Origin of the sequence: Vibrio rhodolitus, from assembly GCF_003350325.1 — a bacterium.
GTDB lineage: Bacteria > Pseudomonadota > Gammaproteobacteria > Enterobacterales > Vibrionaceae > Vibrio > Vibrio rhodolitus.
In genome coordinates this window covers 44,554-69,128 of sequence record NZ_QLYZ01000002.1, presented here as the reverse complement: position 1 = coordinate 69,128, position 24,575 = coordinate 44,554, and the positions used below count along the sequence as shown (strand labels likewise).

The window sequence follows — 24,575 nt, the reverse complement described above, 5'->3', positions numbered from 1 at the left end:
GTCAACTAACCTTAATAAAAAGTACCTTCACATTTTCGTCACTGTAAAAAGGAATCGAGCGTGAAAATACTAGTGCCAATAAAGCGGGTAGTTGACCCATACACCAAAGTTCGCGTAAAGCCAGATAACAGCGCCGTTGAAACCAATAACGTCAAAATGACCATCAATCCCTTTTGTGAAATCGCGGTTGAAGAAGCCATCCGGTTAAAAGAAAAAGGTATCGCGCAAGAAGTCATCGTGGTTAGCGCCGGAGAAAAAGTTTGCCAAGAACAGCTAAGAACCGCGCTTGCACTTGGTGCCGATCGCGCAATTCACATAAACAGTAAAAGTAACCTCGAACCTTTGATGGTGGCAAAACTACTGCAAGCTATCGTCAAACGAGAGCAGATTGATCTGGTGATCACAGGCAAACAATCCATTGATAGTGATAACAACCAAGTAGCGCAAATGTTGGCGAGCTTGCTTGATTGGCCACAAGCCACTTTTGCTTCACAAGTTGAGATATCAGGGCAACAGATGCAAGTTGTACGCGAAGTTGACGGTGGGCTAATGACGCTATCCATGCCACTGCCTGCCGTAGTCAGTACCGATTTACGCCTTAACGAACCGCGCTTTGCCTCTTTACCCAATATTATGAAGGCAAAGAAAAAACCGATGGATAGCATCACCGCTGAAGATCTTGGCATCGAAATACGCTACAGCCAAACGATCTGTGAGGTCACACCGCCCCTACCTCGTCAAAGCGGCATTAAAGTCGACAGTGTAGAAGAGCTTCTCGACAAACTTCGCAACGAAGCAAAGGTGATTGAATGAAAAACTTAATCATTGCAGAGCATGATAACCAACAACTGCATGCCGATACGCTCAAAGTCATCAATGCAGCCAGCCAAGTCGGCAATGAAAATACCGTTTTAGTGATTGGTTGTAATTGTAAAACCGTCGCCGAACAAGCAGCGCTTGCAGAGCATGTCTCTCAAGTGCTGCTCGTCGACAACAGCGAGTTTGCCGCTCACTTCGCCGAAAATACCACACCAGCGATCACCCAAATCGCAAACGAGTATGACGCAATTTGGTTAGCGGCTTCATCCAAAGGCAAAGACCTCGCCCCTCGCATTGCGGCAAAGCTGGACGTTGGTCAGATTTCCGACATTGTCCAAGTCGTTGATGAAAACACCTTTGTTCGTCCTATTTACGCTGGTAACGCTTTTGCCAAAGTCACGACCAGTGATCGCATTCGCGTCGTCACGGTTCGCACCTCAGCATTTGATGCAGTAACCCAAAATAACAGCGCCCCTGTCGACAACTACTTGCTGGACCCAATGCAGCCCTTGGTTTCATTGGTTGGCTTTGCCCAAACCAAAAGTGAACGCCCTGAACTCACTGCCGCTGAGGTCGTCATCTCTGGCGGTCGAGGTTTAGGAAGTAAAGAAAACTTTGCCTTAATCGAGCAGCTCGCCGACAAACTAGGAGCCGCTATTGGCGCATCTCGCGCAGCAGTCGATGCAGGTTTTGTCGCTAATGACTTGCAAGTTGGTCAAACTGGTAAAATTGTCGCGCCCAAGCTCTATATCGCGGTAGGCATTTCCGGCGCGATTCAACATTTAGCCGGAATGAAAGAGTCAAATGTGATTGTGGCAATCAATAAAGACCCAGACAGTCCAATCTTCGAAGTCGCAGACTACGGTTTGGTTGGCGATCTGTTTGATGTGTTACCGAAACTCATTGAACATCTCTAAGCGCCTCAACATAAACCTTCAATCTCAACTCTTTAACTAGCAAAGGCTCGAGGATCGACATGGCACAGCAAGCTCCTATATGGTCACCATCTAAACAGAGAATCGCTGAGAGCAACCTTACAAGTTTTATCAAACGGGTCAATCAATCCCGACCTTCTGCCCCTATTGGTGACTATGCTGCGCTCCATCAATGGTCAATCGAAAACGACGTTGATTTTTGGCGGCATACTTGGCACTTTTGCCAACTAAAAGGTGACTTAGGAGCGGAGAGCAGAACATTAGGCGATGCAAAATGGCAAGATAGTGTGGCAAATCGCGATACCATTTGGTTTGCAGATACCAAGCTAAACTACGCAGAAAACTTACTCCGTTATGCTCAGCAAAACCCCGAAAAAGTCTTCATCCTGTTTGCCAATGAGCGCGGTGAAAATCAGCAACTCACAGGACAACAGCTTGTCGACCAAGTCTCTTCCATTCAGCAATGGCTAATAGAATGCGGCGTACAGCAAGGCGATGTAGTTGCCGGCTATCTTCCTTATATTACTGAATCCGTGATTGCGATGCTGGCGACCACTAGCCTAGGTGCGATTTGGACATCAACCTCGCCCGATTTTGGCGTTGAAAGCGTTATTGAGCGCTTTGGGCAAGTTTCACCTAAAGTACTTTTTTGCTGCAATAGCTATCAATTTAATGGCAAAAACTATTCAATGGCGAGCAAAAATGAATCCATTAGCACAAGCTTAAGCTGTAACAAAAAGCATGACGTAAAAGTCTGTCAGATCGATTACCTCAAAGCTTCATCTAGCGTAGAGACCAACGCGACACAATGGAGCGCAATACTGGCTCACTACCCCGCGAAATCCGTTGCGTTCCAGCGAATATTATTCAACCATCCATTATTTATCCTCTACTCATCCGGAACCACAGGGCAGCCTAAATGTATTGTTCACTCTGTGGGCGGCACACTGCTTAATCATGTCAAAGAGCATGCGCTGCACTGCGATATAAAGGTTGATGATAAGGTTTTCTACTATACGACGTGTGGTTGGATGATGTGGAATTGGCACATCTCCACGCTTGCAAGTGGCGCGACACTTGTCATTTATGATGGTAGCCCGGTTTACCCCGATAGACGAACACTGTGGCAATTAGCTGACAAGCATGGCGTGACGCTATTTGGTACGTCAGCCAAGTACCTTGAAGCAATAGAGCATCAAGGCTATGCACCACAACAAGATTTTCAGTTGCACGCTCTGCGCACGCTCTGCTCTACGGGTTCTGCGCTCTACCCTGAACAATTTAGCTATGTGTATCAACACATAAAATCTGACCTGCACCTAGCCTCGATTTCCGGTGGTACCGATATATGTGGCTGTTTTGTGATCGGCAATCCTATCTCCCCGGTGTTTAAAGGCGAATGCCAACAAGCGGGCTTAGCGGTTGATGTTCAAGTGCTTAATCCACTTGGCGAACGGGTTATAAATCAGCGTGGGGAACTAACCTGCACCAATTCGCTGCCTAATTTTCCTCTGGGCTTTTGGAACGACAGTGGCGAGCGATATCACAACGCCTACTGGGATCAGTTTAACAACGTTTGGCACCATGGTGATGATGTTCTACAAACACAAACCGCCGGCTTTGTATTTTACGGGCGTAGCGATGCGACGCTCAATCCCGGCGGCGTGAGAATTGGTACGGCGGAGATCTACCAACAGGTTAACCATATTGAAGGAATCAGCGACTCAATCGCGATTGGTAAATTGCAGCCACAAGGCGAAGAGATCTGGCTATTGGTTTGCTTAGATCAAGGTATTGAACTAGATGAGACGCTGGAAAATGCCATTCGCTCAAGACTAAAAACCAACTGTTCGCCCCGCCATGTACCCAAACAGATCTTTACTATCAGCGAGATCCCTAAAACTCGCTCTGGCAAGTTAGTTGAACTCGCAGTCAAGCAAGTGGTCAATGGGCAAAGTGTCGGCAATATCGGTGCTATCGCAAACCCTAATGTATTAACGGAAATTGAACACGTTACCGCAGGCTATCGTTAAACAAATTGAATCGTTACTAAAAAGACTAACTCACGCCATTTAGTCGCTCGTGAGTAAGATAGCCAGTTTATCTTACTCGCCAAGGTTTCATGTTAGCGATTGAGCATCAAGCTACTGATTTAGCAGCAAATTACGCCGAAACCCATTTTATTATCTGGCGAATTAATCAGCAATATTAGTGATAAACTTCACATTTACACTTACCGCATGCAATTTTCTAGTATATCGCACTAAAAATCATCGCTGTAAGGCAGAGTTTACTTTTCGCTCCTCACTTTATCAATGCAACATTTAACATCTTGTTTACACTTATACGTATAGGTCTATATCGAAATTCGTCACTGTTTAACGGCTTTTTGCCAGCAGTAACAATCAACACTATCCAGATTCGCAGCAGACAGTGTTGTAGTAAAGCGGTAATTCCGCGTTCGACGGTGAGGACTTTAAGGAAGATCGGTTGAGACAAAAAGTCATGTCGAAGCCTGAATAATCAGACAGGCTTCGGTCAAACTAAGCGCTGCATGGCAAAAACGGCAGCGCGGAAAGGAGCTTGAGATGAACATTCAGGCATTACCCATGAAGCGATTTATCGACCATGATGGGAACCTTGTCAGCCAACTACCAAGCTGGGCTGATTTATCTACCTTAACAGGCTTTTATCAGGATATGGTGTTAACCCGTACCTACGACAATAAAGCCGTAGCCTTGCAGCGCACGGGGAAACTCGGCACTTACCCTTCTCACCTTGGCGCAGAAGCGATTGGAATTGCGGTTGGGCGAGCGTTAAAAGCCAGTGATGTCTTCGTGCCTTATTACCGTGATATGCCTGCCATGTGGTGTCGAGGTATTGGTATGGAGAAAAACCTACAATATTGGGGAGGCGATGAAAGAGGCAGTGATTTCGCCCCCGAAGGTAGCCCCTTCGCTAGTCGCGATCTTCCCTTCTGCGTCCCTATCGCCACACAATGTACTCACGCGGTTGGGGTTGCCGCTGCGCTAAAGATCAAAGGCAATCACGACGCGGCGCTGGTGATGTGCGGTGATGGAGGCACATCCAAAGGCGACTTTCTTGAATCAATCAACTGCGCTGGCGCCTGGAATATTCCGCTGGTATTTGTGGTGAACAATAACCAATGGGCAATCTCCGTCCCTCGTTCACTGCAATGCGCTGCCGAATTTCTGTCTGAAAAAGCCAAGGGAGCTGGTATTCCGGGTGTCACCGTTGACGGCAACGATGTGGTTTCCGTTTTTGATGCCGTATTTCATTCACTAGAGCGAGCACGCAAAGGGAAAGGTGCTACGCTAATTGAAGCGATAAGCTACCGATTAAGTGACCACACCACTGCCGATGATGCTAGCCGTTACCGTAATGAAGATGAGGTGCAAACTGCGTGGCAATATGAACCTATTCGCCGCTTGAAAGCTTTTTTGATCAGCCAAGGCGCTTGGGATCGAGACCGAGAGCAACAATGGCAAGCGCATTGTAAAGAGCAAGTTGAATTGGCAGTCGAGCGCTATTTAAACCTTGCCAATCAAGCCCCCGAAACTGGCTTTGATTTTCTCTACGAATCGCTTCCGCAAGAGCTTCATCCGCAACGAGATCAGTTGATCAATAAAGCAATGCGCATGCAAGGAGGCAAACATGGCTGAGCTAACACTAGTAGAAGCGGTTAACCTCGCCCTGCATCATGAGATGGCAAATGATGAAAGCGTCGTAGTACTTGGCGAAGATGTTGGCGATAACGGCGGCGTTTTTCGCGCTACCGTCGGGTTAAAGAAAAAGTTTGGCTTAAAGCGCGTAGTCGATACGCCGCTTGCCGAAGCGCTGATTGGCGGAGTAAGTGTCGGCATGGCAACGCAAGGCTTACGCCCTGTCGCCGAGTTTCAATTTCAAGGCTTTGTCTTCCCCGCCATGGAGCACTTAATGTGTCATGCAGCTCGTATGCGCAACCGAACTCGCGGTAGACTTACCTGCCCTGCGGTATTTCGCGCTCCGTTTGGTGGTGGCATCCACGCGCCAGAGCACCATTCGGAGAGTGTCGAAGCCCTCTTTGCCCATACAGCCGGCTTTAAAGTTGTCATCCCTTCCTCACCCCAACGTGCTTATGGGCTTTTACTGGCGGCCATTCGTAGCAATGATCCGGTGATGTTTTTCGAACCTAAACGAATCTATCGCACGGTGAAATCAGAAGTCATAGACAATGGTGAAGCACTACCATTAGATACGTGTTTTACACTGCGCAAAGGACGTGACATTACCTTGGTGACATGGGGGGCGTGCGTAGTGGAATCCTTGCAAGCGGCGCAAGCACTATCAATCCAAGGCATTGAAGCCGAAGTAATTGATTTAGCCAGTGTTAAGCCCATCGATACTGCCACGATTTTCCGTTCCTTGGAAAAAACCGGACGCTTACTCATCGTACATGAAGCCAGTAAATCTTGTGGTGTCGGCGCTGAATTGCTCGCACGCACCGCAGAGCATGCGATGTGTTTACTCAAAGCGCCACCAAAGCGCGTAACGGGAATGGATACCATCATGCCCTACTACCGCAATGAAGATTATTACATGATCCAACGCGATGACATTGTGCTTGCTGCACGTGAACTTATGGAGGATTGGCAATGAAGACATTTAATTTACCTGATCTTGGTGAAGGGCTTGCTGAATCTGAGATCGTCAAATGGCACATCAATGTTGGAGATATGGTCAAGCTCGATCAAGTCGTGCTGACGGTTGAAACGGCGAAAGCCACCGTCGATGTCCCTGCTCCCTACAGCGGTCGTATTGTCTCTCGTCATGGCGAAGAAGGCGATATCGTCAATATCGGCGCGCTATTGTTAGAAATCGATGAAAGTGGTTCGCTGCAATCTAAAACTGAGCAAGGTGCGAAATCACAAACCACAGACGCAGCGACCGTGGTGGGAAACGTTTCTCAACATGCGCACAACGTTAATGTCGACGACTTCTGGATTGGTGGAGAACACAACCCCTCACCCGATAATCTTGTTACCGCGCTGCCTTCTGCTCGTCTACTGGCAAAAAAACTGGGCGTAGATCTAAACAAAGTTCATGGTAGTGGTCCTGATGGGCTAATTGTTGATAATGATATATACCATGAGGCGGGTAAACAACGTCCCGGCACCGAAGTGCTTAAAGGCGCTCGCCGTACTATGGTCGCTGCAATGGCAGAATCTCACCACAATGTAGCCGCAGTCACCATCACCGAAGAAGCAATACTCGATGGCTGGCAACAAAATGAAGACGTCAGTATTCGCCTAATTCAAGCCATCGTCCATGCCTGCCAAGAAGAGCCCGCCATGAATGCCTGGTTTGACGCCGAAACCATGACGCGATGCGTGCACAGTACCGTCAATATCGGTATTGCGGTAGACAGCCGCCACGGATTGTACGTACCGGTTCTGCGCCACGCAGATGAATATCAACCTCATGATGTGCGCCGTTGGCTCGACCAAACAGTACAAGGCATTCGAGAGCGAAAAATTGGTCGAGAGCAACTCCAACACGCCACCATCACTCTTTCCAATTTTGGTGCGATTGCGGGAATCTACGCCACTCCGGTGGTTACGCCGCCTCAAGTCGCGATTGTTGGCGCGGGTCGCATCATAGAAAAAGTGGTACTACGTGATGGCAAAGCTGTCGCGATTAAAGCAATGCCACTTTCCATCACCTTCGACCATAGAGCATGCACCGGTGGTGAAGCAGCACGATTCACCAAAGCCCTTACCCAGCATCTTGCCAAAGCAAGTAAATAACAAATCGAACGGAGAAAGCCGGAACTCAATAATTACGCTATGAACAAGCACACAATCAATAAATAGAAAGGAGCTCCATTATGGCAACAGAAGCAGTAGAAAGAGAGTGCATGGAGTTTGATGTCGTGATCATTGGCGCAGGTCCTGCAGGTCTTAGTGCCGCATGTCGCCTCGCTCAGCTCAATCAAACGGCTGAAGCTCCCCTATCTATTTGTGTGTTGGAAAAAGGCTCTGAAGTTGGCGCGCACATTTTATCTGGCGCAGTGTTTGAAACTCGCGCGTTGGATGAGCTATTTCCAGATTGGCAATCGATGGACGCACCGCTTGTTGCCTCGGTGCAAGACGATCAAATGCTCTATCTCACCACCGAGCACAACCACATACGTTTACCAAACTTTCTTACGCCCAAGCCGATGCATAACAATGACAGCAACTACGTAATTAGCCTCGCTAACTTATGCCGCTGGTTAGCCACCCAAGCTGAAGCGATGGGAGTCGAAGTTTTCCCGGGGTTTGCTGCCGCTTCGATTAACTATGATCAGCAAGGTAATGTTACCGGTGTTAATACCAGTGACATGGGGCGAGATAAAAGCGGGCAAGCAAAAAACAACTTTGAAGCAGGCATTGAACTTAAAGCCAAATTTACCGTCTTTGCCGAAGGCTGCCGTGGACATTTGGGTAAACAGCTTATCAAACATTTTGCGTTAGACTGTGGAAAACAGCCGCAGCACTACGCGCTAGGTCTCAAAGAGATTTGGCAACTGCCTGACAACGCCTCACCAAGTGCAGGCTCGGTCATTCACACCACAGGATGGCCACTGAGTGAATCAAACACCACCGGAGGTGGCTTTGCTTACCACATGGAAAACAACCAATTGTCTGTTGGGCTGATTGTCGACCTCAACTACTCTAACGCCTACTTAAGCCCATTTGATGAGTTCCAACGCTTCAAGCACCACCCTACTATTAAACACCACTTACAGGGCGCAGAACGAATCGCGTATGGCGCCAGAGCCATAGCTAAAGGCGGGTTATCTTCACTGCCTAAACAGCAGTTTCCCGGTGGGTTACTTATTGGCTGTGACGCAGGAACCCTCAATGTCGCCAAAATAAAGGGCAGCCATACCGCGATGAAGTCTGGCTTACTTGCCGCCGAAGCTATTTATGCGGCGGTTGTGCAATCAGCAAGCGAGCCAGATTACCAAACACTGTTTGAGCAATCATGGCTATTCGATGAATTAAATGAAACACGCAACTTTGGCGCGAATGTGCATAAGTTTGGTACCTTACTCGGCGGTGCTTTGTCGACACTGGAGCACAACCTTTGGCAACCGCTGCTCAATCAACCCTTGCCTTGGACAGTAAAAGATAAAGCGCATGATCATGAAACGTTAAAGCCCATCCGTGACTGCCGACCCATTCACTATGCTAAACCGGACGGCATCATTAGTTTTGATAAGCCGTCATCGGTCTATTTGTCTGCCACTCAGCATGAAGAGAATCAACCTTGTCACCTACACCTTACAGAGCAAACCATCCCGATTGATGTGCATTTAAGTGAATTTGATGAGCCGAGCCAGCGCTACTGCCCCGCAGGTGTATATGAAGTGATAGCCGATAATGGCTCACCAAGATTTCAAATTAACGCCAGCAACTGCGTCCATTGCAAAACCTGCGACATTAAAGACCCTTCACAAAACATTACTTGGACCACGCCAGAAGGAGGTGGCGGACCGAATTATCGGAATATGTAACCCTTAAATTGCTTTACGTTCGGCGACAAAACCAAGCGAAGGTTATCGGTTCACAATTATCAATGCGCGCAAAAAAGAGGCCCCAAAAGGCGTAATGACAGCAATTATAAATCGATATAAATCTTACTTACATTGAATTACATTCCTTTATTATCAATAAGATACAAACAAAACAACAAGAGTAAAGCAACAACACACACATCGAAAACAACATTGCATTTTAACTTCTCAGATAGTTTGTATGGTTTCTATAATCCATCTCAAATTTGGTATAGCAAAAACATAATTCTTTCGCTATCCCAAACAATTAAATGGCTCGCTGTAAATTACTAAATTTTTTGGCTTCACCTTCGCTTAAACAGTACTAACTTAACAATGAATAATACAACGCTTATTATTGGCGGTTTTACATGGGACGTAAGATCTAGAAAATTAGAACGCATCAATGCTGGCACACTAGCAGATAACGATGCGAGTGATGATAAGAAACTCTCACTCACTCCAAAGCAGTTTAGGCTGTTGCACTGCTTGTTTCACGCCCATCCAAATGTATTACAAAGGCAAGAAATCGTCGATTTTGTTTGGGAATCAAAACCAACCTCTCCAGAGAGTTTGCCGCAACTGATTAACCGAACAAGAAGCGCTTTAGAAGACAGCAACAAGAACATTTTGGTGAACCAACCGGGAATTGGCTACTCGCTAAACTTCACGGTAAAGAAAGAGCCACTAGCAGTTAACGAGCAAAACGATTTTGAAAATTCAGCTCAGCCAATACCAACAGATGGTGTTGAAGCGAAACCAGCAGACCTGAAAATAAAACTAGTAATGCCTGTATTGATGCTATTGACCCTATTTAACTTTGGTTCGGCTGTTGAGGCTGCTTACTACAAACATCAATTTATAAGCGCTTTTTTCGCTATGCCGTACCCTTACGCAAAACAAATTGACAACAACAATATTTCTATCGTGATTGATAACAATGAATGTAACTATACTAAGAACACTCAACTACTTACATGCCAATAAAACGATTGCGATAGCTGTTCTACTACTACTCAATATCGCATCGTTTTTTGTGATATCGAACTCTGAAATCAATGTTTATGGTCGTATTGAGGCTGAAGGTTACCGATGGGCGATACACTCAACTCTGTATAAGCAAGATTTCAAAACCCGCATCATCTACTCAAACGTGGATGACCCACATGCAAAGACAATTTCTCATACCAACACTTATGTAGAGTCTGAGACGCATGGCAATTCGTTTATATCACTAGGAGACGATGACTCGATTGCAATTAGTCACAACCGACTATTTGCGATCGATGATAAGTGTGCGCTCTTCTTTAGCGGCAGGGATAAACTCGCAATGGAAAATGCCTCACTGCGATGTTTCTACTGACAAGCCCCCAGAGCAACTGCTCTGGGGTTAATCGTTAGACAGAAAATTCTAATACAGACAGCGCAATGCAACATTGCGCGTTGTCATTTCAACGAGATTACTAAAAATTAATCCGCACTGCTCATCTAGGTAAAACACACTATTATATTTAATCGGGATCGACTCTGATTGACCAATAGCAATATATTCGCCGCCTTTCGCCTTACTTAAACGATAATCGTAAGAAATGGATTTAGTTTGCTCCTCGTGCTCCTCTTTCATCACATAGATAACGTCACTTTTAATCTTCTTATTATGGAAGTTGGTATAGCTGCTCCAAGATGCAAATGACGTTTCGACTGTTCCATAGAGTTCAACAACACTAAATTGGTTAACCGCAAGTAGAACAGCATTCACAACCATGAATGACAGAACTGTCTTTAGCCTATTGGCAACGAAGAGTGAGTTTTTTCTTTTCATAAATACACTTAGTTTCACCAATTAAAACCTCAACTTTATCGTCAGTCGCAGTCAAAATATTGGGGTAAGGGTTTGTATGATGGACCTGTTTAAAAACAGATGCATAGTAAAATGAACTACCAACTTCATATACATGGTAAGCGGTACCTAAACACATCAAAACAAAAAGAAATTGCCACCAACCAAACTCTTGTCTTGTGTTAGTTACTTTTGTTGTATTAGCGACTATTGCTGTTTCACTGTCACTTACCACGCTATCAACCTTATTGCTCGCTAAGACTTTAAAGTTCAAAGAGTAGCCAACTCCTGGTTGATTGACGAGTATCTGTTTTTTTGAATCACCGATTGCTTGTCGAGTGCGAATGATCAATTGCGGCAAACTTTCCGGCGAAGTAAATGTACTACTCCAAACCTCTTCAACAATCTCTTCTTTCTTTAGTACATTTGGGCAAGCGTCGTATAGACACTTTAACAATTGATACTGCTTTGGTGTCAAAATGACAGAGGCATCACTAGCCGTGTCATCTGCTTTTTTAAGCTCTTTGGACTCCACTTCCCATATAAAATCACCAAGAATTATAGTGTTATCTTTACTTACCATCGGATAATTACTCTATGGAATACTGTATATAGAAAGGCAAATATTATACACAAATGCAGACTAGTGTGAAGCACATCACAATTTATGGCGATTTATATGGAGCACGTTGAAACTAAATTTGCGGCTTAAAAAGCTTGTTTTGTGTATTGGATACGATTAACTGGTGTTGCTGAAATTTGACCATTTGAAATAATTCAATAGCAATTGATTGTGCTGCTCTTTAGTGAAGCTTTAGGGCAAAGGTGTGTTTGTCTAAATCAGCTTGAGCAAACGCTATAACAAAAATGAGTTTAATGGGGTCATGCATGAGCACTTTTGAATTACTTCAGGTATGGATAACTCAGACAGGCAAAAGGCAAGACTTGACCCCATTTGTTCTATTAGTTCGGAGCATCATTCACCAACGCGAACGGGCGACGCATGTACCCGTAACGTTTACATCAAATCGTTTAATCAATCATACATAGGATGATCGATATTATTCAGCCCTGTCAGCTTCAAAACTGTTGAGCCTAAGGGGTAAATTATTGGCTGCGTATTCACAATCCATATATAGGTCAAGGCTTCTGGTTTATTGATTTTGTCATAAGTATGGATATCCTTCACCGCTCGCATTGGTTGTTCATTTAAGCTGAAACCAAAGAGTGGGATAAATAATAGAGCCAACAAGGTGACAAACCCAACTGTCACTCGCTGACCTACCGTACTAGACGATCTTGAGTTACAAATCCTATATAGATCAAACATCCTTATACAAATACGAGAAATCGAAAGCACACTAAATATAATGCTGAGCGCGATTGCGATCGGAGGGACAACTACTGATTTAACATAGTTCTTGCCGTCTTCAACACGTGCTCCTTTGGTAAAATCATGCTTAGCGTCAGCAATCAACGACATTTGGGTTCGCACTTCTTGCTGATAAGTTGGTTTAATATAACGAGCAAAAAATTGCTCTTTGCTTAGACCAAGTGGCACACCCTTTTTGTACGATTCCCCCATAACAGATTTGAATACTTTCTGAATCATTGAGAGCTGGATGAACTCACTTTTTGGCATGCCTTGGCGCAACTTTTGGATATCACCACCCGTCATAGCTTGAGAGTAAGCTCTCGTAAAATTGGCACGACTCATGTACTCAATTGAATCGAGATTAATACCCTCAGCTTTGAATTTTTTCTTTATTCTTTTCGCAACGCTGACTTCAGCAAGAAAGTCTTCCGCGCTATGGTGATAACCGTAGTTCATCTCGGTTAGTACAAAGAAACGAAACTCTTGCTCTAATGCAATTTTTGCAACGATATCACTTCGACTAGCAGGACAAGTATTGCCTGAGCACCAGTCTCGCCAAGTTTGATTTTCATCGGTCGAAACCTTAGCCATCATCTTCGTAATCGCGTTGAGGTTAGCTTGTTTACACCTTTGAGTTTTACATCGATCACTTCTAAATGCACCTTCAAAGTAATCATCTAACTTGCGAAAAACCTTTTTCTCATTGAGAAGACGGTAAATTCCATTTTCGAATTTATTGACTGCCTGTACATACTGTTCAAACTCTGGTTGAGTTGACTTAATCAAATCATTCCATACATAGTCTGGCGTTGATTTGAGCAACTCCATGTTGCCTGTTTGCAGTTGTTTCCACTGCTGGTCAATTTCTCTCGACGCTTCTAGATAAGCATCATACATGCCCTCTTTTTTTAGCTGTTGCTGCGTCATTGCAAAGGTTTTAGCCACATTCGCGCGATTATTGTATTGACTGTTGTAGTAGGATTCAGAATCTAGCAAAAACAACGGCAAAACTGCGTTTACGGTCAACGTTTCTGAATTAGTTCTTTGGTGACCAGTTGACGCACCACCGGAAAATAGATCTGTCTCTCCAGTAACTAACGCAACTCGGTGGTTCACTAATATCTGTGCTCTAGCGCGATCGGAAATAGTCGAGTTGCCAACAATTAGTCCGTCAATAATAATCGTTTGGAGAATAAACATGATTGGAATACAGATGCCCACTGACCCGGCAAGAGCGACTAAGTTTTTCTTAGGGTCGGTCGTTTTCTTATTTTTTGAATCCCGAATTGCAAAGACGACTAAGCCAAGACCTACCCCACTAAGAATGCGACCAAAGACTTCTAACTGATCAATCTTTGCTTTATCGAGAACTAAGCCTCCACCCGCGTTTAATAACGCCGCGTTTAAGGCAAACTCGTTTAGTATATAGATAACTTCAATGACTATCAGAAAACCTAGCCACTGTATCTTTTTTTTCCTATCATACTCACGCATAATCACTATAAGTTGGTTTATAAGATCACTCATAGCATTTCATCTCGTCATCTACTGCGATGCGCTCTACGGAGTGCCATTCTCCGTATTGCCATCTATCTTTGAACTCAGAGACTTTTCTCAAGCCTAATTCACTTAGAATAGATTCGTTATGTTCAATCCATCCAGAAAATACATAGCTTCGTTGACAATGAAAGTCTCGAGAAATCAATTCAATAAACTGGGATTTGCCATCACTTGCAAGAATTTCGTCGTACAACTCTTCCATTGACAGCCAAATCGTAGTGCGGATAGTTTGAAATAGGTCTTTTGTCGCGCACGAAAGGTGGAAAAAGTCACCAAAATCATCGGAAAGTTGATGAACTAAATCTGGTTGAGAAATTGTAGAGAAATTGTAGAGAAATGGTACCTGGCATCCGGCGGATTACTAGGACGTCCACCATCTAGCAAAATGCACAATCCAGAGTCAATGTGTAGTTGAGTTTCATCGTTGTTAGCACTATTGATGCATAACGCATCAAGAAGAATTGCCAACCTTTTCGTTTGTAAGTTTGTCATTATTATTTTTACCTATGTGACAGTAGGATACGTCCGTCTTGGCTAGAGATTTGAGTCATCAAATTTGAGGTCAAACTCGTGCTAGCCATTCTCAAGCACAAAAAGCAAGGTACAGTTAGGCTGTCCCAAGAACACTAAGGAAAATAGAATCTTTGAAAAACTTTGAGGATTTGGAGCGTACTGCGGGAATCGAACCCGCATCATCAGCTTGGAAGGCTGAGGTAATAGCCATTATACGAAGTACGCTTTATCGTGAAGGCACAGTTAATATGCCACAGATGACTGAAAAGAAAAGTCTTTTTTATTCAAAAGCCTGCTGTTTGCTCACTATGCAACCATTTGGTTCTTTTTCTAGCAACATTAGAGTTTTAGCCGTGGTTGGATAAAATCGATGAACACCGATATGCGTCTGGCTACATTGGATGTTCGGTAGAAAACCGCGTTGATCTGTTCTCTTCCCGTGTTGGTAAGTTTCTCACTTTGCATCAAAGAGACTAAACGCCCTGATTCGATATCATCGTTAACCATAAACCCCGATAACACTCCAATACCATTGCCTGCTAAGATCAGTTGCCTAACCGTTTCGCCATTGCTTGCGCTGATATTAGGCGTGATCGTTGGCAGGTTCGGAAGTGGCCACTGGTTGAGGATTTTAGGCGAGGTAAAGCCCACAACCTGATGATTTGCTAAATCTGCAGTGTGTTTAGGCATCCCCTTTTGAGCAAGGTATTGCGGTGATGCGACTATATGTAATTGGCTTTGCCCTAAAGCGCGCGCATGTAGGGTCGAGTCTTCAAGTTTACCAATTCGAATTACAACATCTGTGCGCTTTTCTATCAAATCAACAAACCCTTCATTTGAAGTTAGCTCCAATTCAATATCTGGATAGGTTTGATGAAACTCAGCCATCAAAGGAACAAGTTGATGGAAGATAAATGGGCTTGCGGCATCCACTCTTAAGTGTCCTTTCGGAGACTCTCCTTGGGATTGCAGTTCCATTTCTGCTTGAGAAATCATCTGCAAACCCTGCCTCACACTTTCAACAAACTTAACCCCTTCGTTGGTTAATTCTATACGGCGAGTGGTTCGGTTGAGGATAGTGACGCCTAGCTGTTGCTCAACTTTATTGACTGCGCGCGAAACCTTAGCCACCTGCATACCAAGCGCTTCTGCGGCGGCAGAAAACCCACCATTATCAATAACGGCAAGTAGTAGAACCAAATCCTCCGAGCGACTTTTCATCTTAATCCCCAGCTCAAAATACAGATCACAGCCTAACAATTGACATCATTTTCTACAAAAGTATTTTGTAAATACCTCTATTTTTCGCAATTAAAAGCTCACTGATATTAGCGCTACTTATTTATATGTAGAGATTCATTCATGCCTATCGCATTACTTGCATTAACCCTCAGTGCCTTTGCTATTGGAACCACTGAGTTTGTCATTGTTGGGCTAATCCCAACCATGGCGACCGACCTCGGCGTATCGATTCCATCGGCAGGTCTACTTGTCAGCCTTTACGCTTTGGGTGTCGCTGTTGGCGCTCCTGTACTTACCGCTCTTACAGGTAACTGGCCGCGTAAGAAAGTCCTTCTCGCCGTTATGTCGTTATTTGTACTGGGTAATATTCTTGCTTGGCAGGCTCCCGGCTATAACACTTTGATCCTTGCTCGCATCCTTACAGGTTTGGCTCATGGCGTGTTCTTCTCTATAGGCTCCACCATTGCGACAGGGCTTGTAACTAAAGACAAAGCAGCAAGCGCTATTGCAATCATGTTTACCGGTTTAACCGTCGCACTTGTTACCGGCGTACCTTTAGGGACTTATATCGGTCAGCAATTTGGCTGGGAAACCACTTTCTTAATTGTTTCTATCCTCGGTCTAATTGCTCTAATTGGCAGTGCACTACTTGTGCCAAATAACCTCGCTCAGCCAGCTGCGAGTAAACTGTCAACTCAACTAAAAGTGCTGACGAATCCGCGTCTGTTATTGGTATTTGCAATTACAGCTTTAGGCTATGGTGGTACGTTTACTGCGTTTACCTTCTTAGCACCGCTGCTACAAGATGTTGCTGGGTTTAGTGCCAACTCTGTCGGTATTATCATGTTAGTTTATGGTGTTTCTGTCGCTGTTGGTAACATTTGGGGTGGCAAACTCGCCGACACTATGGGTCCAATTAAAGCACTTACTGTCATCTTTACTGGTTTAGCTTTAGTGCTCTTTGTCTTTGGTTTCACTGTGTATAACCCTATCAGCGCAGTACTTACAATTTTAGTATGGGGAGCATTTGCGTTCGGTAACGTCCCTGGGTTACAGGTTTATGTAGTAAAGTTGGCAGAAAAATACACACCGGGCGCAGTCGATGTTGCCTCAGGCTTAAATATCGCGGCCTTTAACGTGGGTATCGCACTTGGTTCGTGGGGAGGCGGTCTTATCGTGACTAGATCTGATGTTACTGCGACGCCTTGGTACGGCGCAGCCATTGTTGTCGTTGCTCTACTTCTAACAAGGTTAAGTGGTCTGTTGGAAAGTAAAACAACCTCTCAACGTATTAATGTCGCGGGTTAACTGCCGAGATCATGAAATAGCATCAAAGAGGTGTCAGCATCAAGGTTGGCACCTCGGCATATTCTCGGCATATTACGCAATCTTTACCTTTCGCTTTGGCTTGGTACATAAGATTGTCTGCTTCAGAAAGAGAAATCGACAACGATGATTTGTGGTAATAAGCGCAACCTAAACTGATCGTGACTCGGCGCTGATCTTCGAAGATGACTTGTTGACGCACTGCCTCACGAATCTGCTCTGCTAGCTCTTCGGCTTCTGCCAGCGAAATTTTCTTGCATACCACGGCAAACTCTTCACCGCCAATCCTACCTACTAAATGACGTTTATCGACCACCGAATTGACGGCTTGTCCAACAGACTTGATCACTTCATCACCCACTTGATGGCCAAAAGTGTCATTAATCGACTTAAAATCATCAATATCGAATAACATGACGCAAGTATGACCGCCCGTAGAGACACGATGTGAAAACTGTGAATAGAAATGCCGACGGTTACTTAAACCCGTTAACTGGTCAACTTGAGACAATATTTTCAACTCTCTATTGGCTGTCTTAAGCTCCAAGGTTTTTGAGCGCACTGCCATGCGTAAAATGACAATATAGCTAAGCACCGCGATAACAGATAATGCGATTACGACCGGGATTAAGTAGCTTGGATATACGGTTTCAATATACATCCAACGGCTGAAGATTTTATGTTTGGTTTCGCTGCTGATTTTTGTCATGCCTTGAGCAAGAAAGCCTAGCAGATCATTATTTCCCTCAGCCACGGCCGGTCGAAGAATACCGGTATAGAGGTGCTGAATACCGGAGAACTGCTGGCCTTTCTCCAAACTATGAAAATAGAAGTTAGCCACCTGTAGATCGGCAACAAAAGCATCTATATCGCCGTCAAAGGCGGCTTCGAGCATCTGCGCATTGTTGGCAAAGGCAACAAAATTCAAATTAGGATAACGTTGCTCTGAATGAGATTGTTCAAAGCCCCCATCAACAACGCCAAAACGATAAGAATGTTCTCCAGAAAACAGTGTTGTCGTATCAACTTCTAGCAACTCGCGACTTACGAATAGCTGCGTATCTATGGTAATGATCGGTTGGCTGAACTCTAAGAAACCATCACGCTCAACAGAAAACAGTAGCCCTGCGTGAATATCTGCTCTTCCCTCTTTCACTGCCACGAGTGAATCGTTCCAATCAAGTAAGAGAAACTCTATCGGCTGACCTGTAACACGAGAAAATTCACGCCAGTAGTCAATCAAGATACCATCTGGTTCTCCCTTTGAGTTGATAAACGAGAACGGTTTCCACGCTTTAGAGTTGGCAATAATTAGAGGATCTTTACTAGGGAGATTTGATGCAAATAGGTGAAACGAACTAAGCAGCAATGACAGCAAGAGTAAACAACGCACAATAGACCTCTGTAGTTACCACTTATATTTAGTCGGCGACCGGACAATACTATTGGTATAGAACACGTTGTTAAATAAATGTATTTTTGAAGTTCTTTATTTAGAGGCACAGCACATATATGTGAAACTATATGTGTATTTTAGGGGGGATTTAGTCGAACAATAGAACCATACCGCTCGCTTGTGTATACGCAAAATGCGAGTGGTAAATAGGAACGGTATGGCACACAGAATTTAGATGTTAGCTGACGTGATGTAATCGTTCAGCTCACGATTAGAAACGGTTGTTACTAGCTCGTCATCTAGGTAGAAATCAACTGAGTCCACACCCTTTTCGCCGCGCAGTACTTTTTGCTCGCCGTTTAGGTAAGTGATTTCCATTTGTAGCGTGTTCTCATCAATTTGCTGCATCACCGCTTTTTCAATATCACTGTTGTTTGATAGCGGCACTGTGGTTAGTGAAGGATCTAGTTGACCGTTTACTTTGATGTAGTTCTTCGTTGGAGTGTCTACCACTGCCGGTGATTTACCAGAAATTGGGTTAGTACCGGTCCAGAATTCGATGGCATTAAAAATAAATAGGTCTACCGTACCCGCAAGACCATATACAGGTGATAGCAGTAAGAACATACCTTCTCGACCGTAACGGTTATCAACAATCTCTAGGTTGAATTTAGACACTAGACCAGTGGTTGCCATTTGCCCCATACAACCTGTTAGAGAAGACGCACCAAGCGCTGCGACTACAGCAATTTTTGCAGCTTTGAATTTCATTTTGTTACTACCTTAGAAAAAATTGCGCGCATGCTAACGCCACTCGCCGAAATTGGGAATCCACCACGCAATTAATTGACAAAAAACTTACTCTGCTTGGGCAGTAAATCTCAGTTTTCGATATTAATAACTACGCGCTAGCCTCCTGCTAGCTTAAAAATTGGTTAATTTACAATCAAAAGCCTGCTTTGTGGGATGTTTGTTGGTTTGATGCGCAGAGCAATCGTTTAAAAAATAAGTTTATTTTTATAATTCGAGGAAAAAGAGATTCCAATCACAGTTTATTTGGTTATAATTCGCGCCCATTGCGCTTTATGTTGATAAACGCAAACAAATTTTGAATAAATCGTGTGTTAAACCATCCTCTTCTATAGAGGAAAACTGAGAAATAAAATGAGCAAGATTGATAAAGCTATGCGCATTCTGCTAGCAGGATTCTGTATCAACCTTTGTCTTGGCATCCTGTATGCTTGGAGTGTATTTAACAAAGCGCTTGTGACTGAGTCAGGCTGGAGTGCAGCTGAAGCATCTGCACCTTACGCAACTGCAACAATCACTTTCTCTATCTGTCTTTTAGTTGCAGGTATCCTTCAAGACCGCATGGGTCCACGTATGATCCTGATCCTAGGTACTATCCTAACGGGTCTTGGCATGATCGCTTCTGGCTTTGTTAACTCACCAATGATGCTAAACATCACTTTTGGTGTGATCACAGGTGCTGGTATCGGTTTTGGTTACGCGTGTCTTGCGCCATCTGCAATGAAGTGGTTCCACTCTTCTAAGAAAGGTATGGTTAACGGCATCATCGCAGCAGGTTTCGGTCTTGCAGCTATCTACCTAGCGCCAGTAACTTCTGCGCTAATCGAAAGCATGGGCATCCAAACAAGCTTTATGATCCTTGGTGTTGGTATTCTTGCTATCGCTGTTCCACTAGCAGCAACAATCAACAACCCACCAGCAGGTTACTCTCCAGCTGAGCCAGCAGTGAAAGAAGGTGCAGCACCAAAAGCGGCAAGCAAGTCTGAAGACCTAACTTGGAAAGCGATGCTTAAAACGCCTCAGTTCTACTCTCTATGGATCATGTACGCTTTCGCAGCTTCTGTTGGTCTTATGATCATCGGTAACATCACAACTATCGCAAGCGTACAAGCTAACCTGCCAAATGCAGTTTACCTAGCGTCTATCCTAGCGGTATTTAACTCAGGCGGTCGTGTTGCTGCTGGTATGCTTGCAGACAAAATTGGTGGTGTTCGCACTCTACTAATCGCATTCGTACTGCAAGGCATTAACATGGTGCTATTTGCAACGTTCAAGTCAGAAGTAACACTAATCATCGGTACAGCAATTGCTGCGATTGGTTACGGTACTCTACTAGCAGTATTCCCTACTCTAACTGCTGAGTTCTACGGTCTGAAAAACTACGGTACAAACTACGGTGTACTTTACACTGCATGGGGTATCGGTGGTGCAATCGGCGCAGCAGTTGTTGGTTTCTCAATGACTAACGGTGAAGGCTACACTCTAGCGTACACAATCTCTGCAGTAATGATGGCAGTGTGTATTGTTCTGGCATTCATCACTAAGCCACTTTCAGAAGCTAAAGTTGCTGAACTGAAAAACGCTTAATAGCTTGAATTGAAAGTGAAAAGGCTTACCCTTGTGGTAAGCCTTTTTTGTATGTGTGCGTTATGGAATCTCAAGTACAACTCGCGAAAGACTATTACCTAGCTAATTTCAATCGCCTGATTGAACACGCTCAAGTTTGGTATAACGATATACTCCAACGTTCAGAACTGGAGTGGATATCTGCCTATCGCTCACTCGATAAAGCCAGTCAATGTCTGCTGGTGCGCTTATATAGCCGCAAAGGATCGTTGTTTCGCAGTGACAAACTCAACTACGATGAAATTCCATCCATTCCACTCGCTTTAGAGCAATTAGCCGCTAAAGGCTTTATTTCGCTAAACCCGGCGATTAGCGAGCAGCAGTTAGCCCAAACTCTGCTGACGAAATCCGAGTTAACTCCCCTATTTCCAAAGCGATTTTTAGGTCAAACTCGCTCACTAAAAAAGCCGCAAATGGTTGAACTACTCAGGGATGCGCCTTTTGAGCAATTCGACGAGCTCAATTTTGTTGTGATTGAGCTGCACTTCGCTGAGATGATTGACCTGCTATTAGCGCTATTTTTTGCCAACACGCATCAAGACTTAACTCAATTTGTTCTCGATGATCTGGGTTTAAATCAGTTTGAGAATTATCAACTCAGTATCGAACGCCGATTTTTCAACCATCGCGACGAAGTCGAACAACTGCTGGCGCTGAGTAAGTTAGCGGATAGCTATTGGAATGCCGATAGAAAACAACTAGAAGTAGTGAAACAGCTTGTCGATGCAATTCCCGCCGTCCTTGATCACCCATATATAGAAAGAAAGCGCCAACACCTTATCAATGATATCGCGCGTGACTTTGAACGCCTCGGCGAGTTTGAAGCGGCATTAAACCTGTTTAAGCAAACTTCACTGCCACCAAGCAGAGAGCGACAAGCAAGAATTTATGACAAGCTTGAGCAAAACGACGAATTTAGTGACATTGTCACATTAATTTTAAACCAACCCAGCGACATATCTGAGCTTGAAATCGGTCAAAAGCTTGAGCAACGCCTGCTACGTAAACAAGGAGTCAAAATTCCTCGCGTGGCAAAACCAACATATAAGGAGCATCACTTAGCGTTAGACTTGTCTCAGCAACGAGTGGAACTTGCGGTGAAACAGCATTTTGAAAATCAAGGTTGGCAAGTATTCTACACTGAAAACGCATTGCTCAATGGCGTAATGGGCTTAGCACTTTGGGACGCAATATTTGCCCCAGTTGAAGGTGCATTCATCAATGCCTATCAGTTCAAACCGTTGGATCTATATCATAAGGATTTTTACGCCAAACGCTCTAAGCAAATTAGCCGAGCGCTTGAGAAAATCGCGCAAGGCAATCATCAATTTATTCTCGGCAACTACCACAACAAATTAGGGATAAGCAATCCATGCGTCGTTTGGAGCCATTTAACAGAGGAGCTGCTTAGCTTGACGTTAAGCACCGTAAAGCCTGAGCTTCTGGTCAATTTAATCAAAGTGCAACTCAGCGATTTAAAGCTGTATCGAAATGGTATGCCCGATCTTATCGCATTTAAAGATGGGCAATTTGAGTGGATTGAAGTCAAAGGCCCTGGCGACAAACTGCAAGATAACCAAATTCGCTGGTTCAAACAGTTTAGCCGCCTAGGCGTGCCTTTTTCTGTTTGCTATGTAGACCACAAGCCCGATAGCTAATAAGACTTACGAAGTGGTTGAAGTAATACAACACAAAACCAAAATGTTGCCGCGATGAGAGTCGCCATATCAAGTGACAGCCAACCAAAGCCGTTTGAAAGAGTGAGAAAGAGTGGTGGTAACATCACACCGGCGCAATAGATATACGTCGATATCTGCCACTTTGTTTTGCACTCGCGACAACGATACGCTTTTCTCGCTCTAGCGCGTAGTTTCTCAAGTAAAGAGATGGATTTAGCCTGACAACTTGGACAACGAAACACAGTAAAGATCCCTATTAAAATGTGTTTAATCAACCACAAATAGTTTTGCACCAATACGCGTTGAAGAGCGGTGCGCTTCAGCATTATCTGCAACTTGATAGCTCATTCCCGGCTTTAATACGAACACGCGACCGTCATCCAATTCGGTGGTTAGCTCTCCTGACAAGCAAAACAATATATGCCCCTTTGAGCACCAGTGATCCGCTAAGTAGTTCTCTGAATACTCCACCATACGTACTCGTAGCTCGCCAAAATGTTTGGTTCGCCACAATGCTACCCCCGTCTCGCCGGAATGTTGTGTAACCTCAACATTTTCCCATTCAGTGATACCAAAAGGTAAGTTGTTGATCTCCATCTACCGCTGCTCCTTTCATCATTTCATTGGCGTTCTAACAACGAATATGACTAAAGTAACAAAACTCTGCTGATGGTGAACAGCCGATAAATGTGTTCTTAACCGCATAAATTTATGTAATGCAAACGAGTTTATAGGCACCTCAAGATTCACTGCGACTTGTTTTGAGCTTCTCAATCACATAAGGCGGCGCAATCTTCTCTAGCTCAGCCAAACACTGAGTGCCTTTTGCGTTATCGTAGCGAAGGTAGATATCACATAAGGCATACAACTGCTCAGGGGCACCTGAAATTAAGTAAGCTTTTTCAAACGAACTGGTCGCAGTTTTCACGTTAATCGGCTCTTGCAACACGCCATTTAAATACCAGTAGTAACTATTGTCTTTTGCCAAACTTGCTGCGGTCGCCATTTCCTGCGCCGCTTCTTCTGTGCGCTCTAAACGTACAAGCGTTAATGCTTTTGAATAATGCAGAGGGGCATTTTCCAAGGCATTTGCAGGGACTCTATGAATTGCGCTATTAAGCGTTTCGAGCGCCGCCTTATCGAGCTCTTGCGCTCGATAGTTATCGGCTAAACTTAACCATATTTGTCTGTTATCCGGCTGTGTAGCTAATAATGCTTGATAGATAACGTCCGCTTGTTGCCACTCGCCTTGCCAACGATAGACATCAGCCAGCAATACCCGTGATGAACTCTCCTGCTGAGGCTTTAGGTAATCAATCAACTCCGCAATAGGACGGCTCAGCTGTTGCTGCTGAACGGGCTCTAACCGTTGATAATCACGCACTAAATTCGCCCCACTGGTAACTCTTACTGAATGATCGGCGTCATTAAGCAGTGGTGACAACAAACGCCAACGATATTCAATGCCGTAGGGCTCTGCAGCAATCACCGCCGCCTCTCTAATCTCTGCATCTTGGTCTTTCAACCCTCGCGCCACCGCAACCAAGGCATTTTGGTTCGGGTACTGAGCTAGCTCTCGTAACGCTTTCGCGCGTTGGGCAGAGTCGAGTGTTTTGTCCTGCGCCTGATAAGACAAATCGGCAATATGCTGACTTAACGACTGGCTAGTGCTTGTGTCGGGCGCTTGTGTAACAAAACTACCAGCTTGGGTACTGGATAATGACCCATTGTTCGCTTGAGCGTTTATTTGGGTACCTGTTTCGGCACTTGTTTGAGCAAAAGTCGGTGCTGCAAACACAAGCGTCAACATCAACGCGACTTTTCTTATCGTGAATCGCTTCATATCAAACCTCA

20 protein-coding genes and 1 tRNA gene are annotated in these 24,575 nt (G+C 44.6%); 12 read left to right on the top strand and 9 right to left on the bottom strand.

Annotated features, from left to right (window positions below):
* Nucleotides 1–60: 60 nt before the first annotated feature.
* The 9 genes from DPF93_RS02345 (at nt 61) to DPF93_RS02305 (ending at nt 10,717) form a co-directional block, all read left to right on the top strand.
* Nucleotides 61–813, top strand: coding sequence for an electron transfer flavoprotein subunit beta/FixA family protein (locus DPF93_RS02345; RefSeq protein ID WP_114764617.1), 753 nt, complete (start codon nt 61–63; stop codon nt 811–813).
* On the top strand, nt 810–1,736 hold the full coding sequence (locus tag DPF93_RS02340; RefSeq protein ID WP_114764616.1) for an electron transfer flavoprotein subunit alpha/FixB family protein: 927 nt from the start codon (nt 810–812) through the stop codon (nt 1,734–1,736). The genes DPF93_RS02345 and DPF93_RS02340 overlap by 4 nt, the downstream gene beginning before the upstream one ends.
* A 59-nt stretch (nt 1,737–1,795) precedes the next feature.
* Nucleotides 1,796–3,787 (top strand): acetoacetate--CoA ligase, encoded by a 1,992-nt coding sequence (locus tag DPF93_RS02335; RefSeq protein ID WP_114764615.1) that lies wholly within the window; start codon nt 1,796–1,798, stop codon nt 3,785–3,787.
* A gap of 555 nt (nt 3,788–4,342) precedes the next feature.
* The gene (gene pdhA, locus DPF93_RS02330) at nt 4,343–5,437 is read left to right on the top strand and encodes a pyruvate dehydrogenase (acetyl-transferring) E1 component subunit alpha (RefSeq protein WP_114764614.1); all 1,095 of its coding nucleotides are present in this window, start codon (nt 4,343–4,345) and stop codon (nt 5,435–5,437) included.
* Nucleotides 5,430–6,413, top strand: coding sequence for an alpha-ketoacid dehydrogenase subunit beta (locus DPF93_RS02325; RefSeq protein WP_114764613.1), 984 nt, complete (start codon nt 5,430–5,432; stop codon nt 6,411–6,413). Before pdhA ends, DPF93_RS02325 begins: the two co-directional genes overlap by 8 nt.
* The gene (locus DPF93_RS02320) at nt 6,410–7,561 is read left to right on the top strand and encodes a dihydrolipoamide acetyltransferase family protein (protein WP_164675293.1); all 1,152 of its coding nucleotides are present in this window, start codon (nt 6,410–6,412) and stop codon (nt 7,559–7,561) included. The genes DPF93_RS02325 and DPF93_RS02320 overlap by 4 nt, the downstream gene beginning before the upstream one ends.
* 110 nt (nt 7,562–7,671) lie before the next feature.
* Entirely contained in the window at nt 7,672–9,315 is a 1,644-nt protein-coding gene (locus DPF93_RS02315; RefSeq protein ID WP_114764832.1) for an electron transfer flavoprotein-ubiquinone oxidoreductase, read from the top strand.
* A 375-nt stretch (nt 9,316–9,690) separates the two neighbouring features.
* Nucleotides 9,691–10,341 carry a winged helix-turn-helix domain-containing protein gene (locus tag DPF93_RS02310; RefSeq protein ID WP_114764611.1) on the top strand — a complete coding sequence of 217 codons (651 nt, stop codon included), beginning with the start codon at nt 9,691–9,693 and terminating at the stop codon, nt 10,339–10,341.
* Nucleotides 10,295–10,717: a hypothetical protein gene (locus tag DPF93_RS02305; protein ID WP_114764610.1), complete on the top strand. Its 423-nt coding sequence runs from the start codon at nt 10,295–10,297 to the stop codon at nt 10,715–10,717. Before DPF93_RS02310 ends, DPF93_RS02305 begins: the two co-directional genes overlap by 47 nt.
* Nucleotides 10,718–10,765: 48 nt before the next feature.
* On the opposite strand, the gene DPF93_RS02300 is transcribed toward DPF93_RS02305, so the two are convergent.
* The 5 genes from DPF93_RS02300 to DPF93_RS02275 form a co-directional block, all read right to left on the bottom strand.
* The gene (locus tag DPF93_RS02300; protein ID WP_123777502.1) at nt 10,766–11,176 is read right to left on the bottom strand and encodes a hypothetical protein; all 411 of its coding nucleotides are present in this window, start codon (nt 11,174–11,176) and stop codon (nt 10,766–10,768) included.
* A complete protein-coding gene (locus DPF93_RS02295; RefSeq protein WP_114764608.1) occupies nt 11,142–11,777 on the bottom strand; it encodes a winged helix-turn-helix domain-containing protein in 636 nt (211 codons plus the stop codon). The genes DPF93_RS02300 and DPF93_RS02295 overlap by 35 nt, the downstream gene beginning before the upstream one ends.
* 453 nt (nt 11,778–12,230) lie before the next feature.
* Nucleotides 12,231–14,096, bottom strand: a complete 1,866-nt coding sequence (locus DPF93_RS02290) for a hypothetical protein (protein WP_114764607.1) — start codon at nt 14,094–14,096, stop codon at nt 12,231–12,233.
* 696 nt (nt 14,097–14,792) lie between these two features.
* A tRNA-Gly gene (locus DPF93_RS02280) sits at nt 14,793–14,867 on the bottom strand.
* A gap of 114 nt (nt 14,868–14,981) precedes the next feature.
* A complete protein-coding gene (locus DPF93_RS02275; protein WP_114764831.1) occupies nt 14,982–15,863 on the bottom strand; it encodes a LysR family transcriptional regulator in 882 nt (293 codons plus the stop codon).
* Between the two features lie 141 nt (nt 15,864–16,004).
* On the opposite strand from DPF93_RS02275, the gene DPF93_RS02270 reads away from it, so the two are divergent.
* Nucleotides 16,005–17,192 (top strand): MFS transporter, encoded by a 1,188-nt coding sequence (locus tag DPF93_RS02270; protein WP_114764605.1) that lies wholly within the window; start codon nt 16,005–16,007, stop codon nt 17,190–17,192.
* Between the two features lie 22 nt (nt 17,193–17,214).
* On the opposite strand, the gene DPF93_RS02265 is transcribed toward DPF93_RS02270, so the two are convergent.
* The gene (locus tag DPF93_RS02265; RefSeq protein ID WP_244204660.1) at nt 17,215–18,603 is read right to left on the bottom strand and encodes a transporter substrate-binding domain-containing diguanylate cyclase; all 1,389 of its coding nucleotides are present in this window, start codon (nt 18,601–18,603) and stop codon (nt 17,215–17,217) included.
* A gap of 234 nt (nt 18,604–18,837) precedes the next feature.
* A complete protein-coding gene (locus tag DPF93_RS02260) occupies nt 18,838–19,377 on the bottom strand; it encodes a DUF3332 domain-containing protein (RefSeq protein ID WP_114764603.1) in 540 nt (179 codons plus the stop codon).
* Nucleotides 19,378–19,770: 393 nt separating this feature from the next.
* On the opposite strand from DPF93_RS02260, the gene DPF93_RS02255 reads away from it, so the two are divergent.
* Both DPF93_RS02255 and DPF93_RS02250 read left to right on the top strand, forming a co-directional pair.
* Nucleotides 19,771–21,003 (top strand): L-lactate MFS transporter, encoded by a 1,233-nt coding sequence (locus tag DPF93_RS02255; RefSeq protein ID WP_114764602.1) that lies wholly within the window; start codon nt 19,771–19,773, stop codon nt 21,001–21,003.
* 62 nt (nt 21,004–21,065) lie between these two features.
* On the top strand, nt 21,066–22,700 hold the full coding sequence (locus DPF93_RS02250) for a VRR-NUC domain-containing protein (protein WP_114764601.1): 1,635 nt from the start codon (nt 21,066–21,068) through the stop codon (nt 22,698–22,700).
* A 288-nt stretch (nt 22,701–22,988) separates the two neighbouring features.
* Here the strand turns inward: DPF93_RS02250 and DPF93_RS02245 are convergent, their stop codons facing one another.
* Nucleotides 22,989–23,318 carry a DHCW motif cupin fold protein gene (locus tag DPF93_RS02245; protein ID WP_114764600.1) on the bottom strand — a complete coding sequence of 110 codons (330 nt, stop codon included), beginning with the start codon at nt 23,316–23,318 and terminating at the stop codon, nt 22,989–22,991.
* Nucleotides 23,319–23,460: 142 nt separating this feature from the next.
* Nucleotides 23,461–24,564, bottom strand: coding sequence for a tetratricopeptide repeat protein (locus tag DPF93_RS02240; RefSeq protein ID WP_114764599.1), 1,104 nt, complete (start codon nt 24,562–24,564; stop codon nt 23,461–23,463).
* Nucleotides 24,565–24,575 lie beyond the last annotated feature (11 nt).

What these genes read in the sequence shown, in the direction of transcription:
- DPF93_RS02340 (WP_114764616.1), top strand. Translation starts at nt 810, where the DNA reads ATGAAAAACTTAATCATTGCAGAGCATGATAACCAACAACTGCATGCC.
- DPF93_RS02335 (WP_114764615.1), top strand. Translation starts at nt 1,796, where the DNA reads ATGGCACAGCAAGCTCCTATATGGTCACCATCTAAACAGAGAATCGCT.
- pdhA (WP_114764614.1), top strand. Translation starts at nt 4,343, where the DNA reads ATGAACATTCAGGCATTACCCATGAAGCGATTTATCGACCATGATGGG.
- DPF93_RS02325 (WP_114764613.1), top strand. Translation starts at nt 5,430, where the DNA reads ATGGCTGAGCTAACACTAGTAGAAGCGGTTAACCTCGCCCTGCATCAT.
- DPF93_RS02320 (WP_164675293.1), top strand. Translation starts at nt 6,410, where the DNA reads ATGAAGACATTTAATTTACCTGATCTTGGTGAAGGGCTTGCTGAATCT.
- DPF93_RS02315 (WP_114764832.1), top strand. Translation starts at nt 7,672, where the DNA reads ATGGAGTTTGATGTCGTGATCATTGGCGCAGGTCCTGCAGGTCTTAGT.
- DPF93_RS02310 (WP_114764611.1), top strand. Translation starts at nt 9,691, where the DNA reads ATGAATAATACAACGCTTATTATTGGCGGTTTTACATGGGACGTAAGA.
- DPF93_RS02305 (WP_114764610.1), top strand. Translation starts at nt 10,295, where the DNA reads ATGAATGTAACTATACTAAGAACACTCAACTACTTACATGCCAATAAA.
- DPF93_RS02300 (WP_123777502.1), bottom strand. Translation starts at nt 11,176, where the DNA reads ATGAAAAGAAAAAACTCACTCTTCGTTGCCAATAGGCTAAAGACAGTT.
- DPF93_RS02295 (WP_114764608.1), bottom strand. Translation starts at nt 11,777, where the DNA reads ATGGTAAGTAAAGATAACACTATAATTCTTGGTGATTTTATATGGGAA.
- DPF93_RS02290 (WP_114764607.1), bottom strand. Translation starts at nt 14,096, where the DNA reads ATGAGTGATCTTATAAACCAACTTATAGTGATTATGCGTGAGTATGAT.
- DPF93_RS02275 (WP_114764831.1), bottom strand. Translation starts at nt 15,863, where the DNA reads ATGAAAAGTCGCTCGGAGGATTTGGTTCTACTACTTGCCGTTATTGAT.
- DPF93_RS02270 (WP_114764605.1), top strand. Translation starts at nt 16,005, where the DNA reads ATGCCTATCGCATTACTTGCATTAACCCTCAGTGCCTTTGCTATTGGA.
- DPF93_RS02260 (WP_114764603.1), bottom strand. Translation starts at nt 19,377, where the DNA reads ATGAAATTCAAAGCTGCAAAAATTGCTGTAGTCGCAGCGCTTGGTGCG.
- DPF93_RS02255 (WP_114764602.1), top strand. Translation starts at nt 19,771, where the DNA reads ATGAGCAAGATTGATAAAGCTATGCGCATTCTGCTAGCAGGATTCTGT.
- DPF93_RS02250 (WP_114764601.1), top strand. Translation starts at nt 21,066, where the DNA reads ATGGAATCTCAAGTACAACTCGCGAAAGACTATTACCTAGCTAATTTC.
- DPF93_RS02245 (WP_114764600.1), bottom strand. Translation starts at nt 23,318, where the DNA reads ATGGAGATCAACAACTTACCTTTTGGTATCACTGAATGGGAAAATGTT.
- DPF93_RS02240 (WP_114764599.1), bottom strand. Translation starts at nt 24,564, where the DNA reads ATGAAGCGATTCACGATAAGAAAAGTCGCGTTGATGTTGACGCTTGTG.